The sequence below is a fragment of the Bradyrhizobium sp. UBA2491 genome, assembly GCF_002341725.1.
GTDB lineage: Bacteria > Pseudomonadota > Alphaproteobacteria > Rhizobiales > Xanthobacteraceae > Bradyrhizobium.
On record NZ_DDOP01000023.1, the window covers coordinates 173,787 to 174,045 of the forward strand.

The following is a 259-nucleotide window of genomic DNA, read 5'->3' on the forward strand; positions in this document are numbered from 1 at the left end:
GGAGAGTGGATAAATCCCCGGTTGTGCCGGCCCCGCTCTCGCCTCGTCCCCCGTCCCGGGCCCCAGATCGGGCAACCGGCTCGCCGGGAGCCGATTGCCGGGACTGCGCACCGGGCCACCGGTCGGCGACCGGCCCGGCGATGCCGGGGTCAGCCGACCCCGAGCGCCTTCAGCTTGCGATGCAGCGCCGAGCGCTCCATGCCGACGAACTCCGCGGTGCGCGAGATATTGCCTGAGAAGCGGCTGATCTGGGCGATCA

The 259-nt window shown here is 71.8% G+C and carries 1 protein-coding gene; it reads right to left on the reverse strand.

From position 1 onward, the window contains the following. Nucleotides 1–149: 149 nt before the first annotated feature. On the reverse strand, nucleotides 150–259 hold a 110-nt coding region (locus B2W55_RS07585), incomplete at its 5' end, for a helix-turn-helix domain-containing protein (protein WP_291532204.1).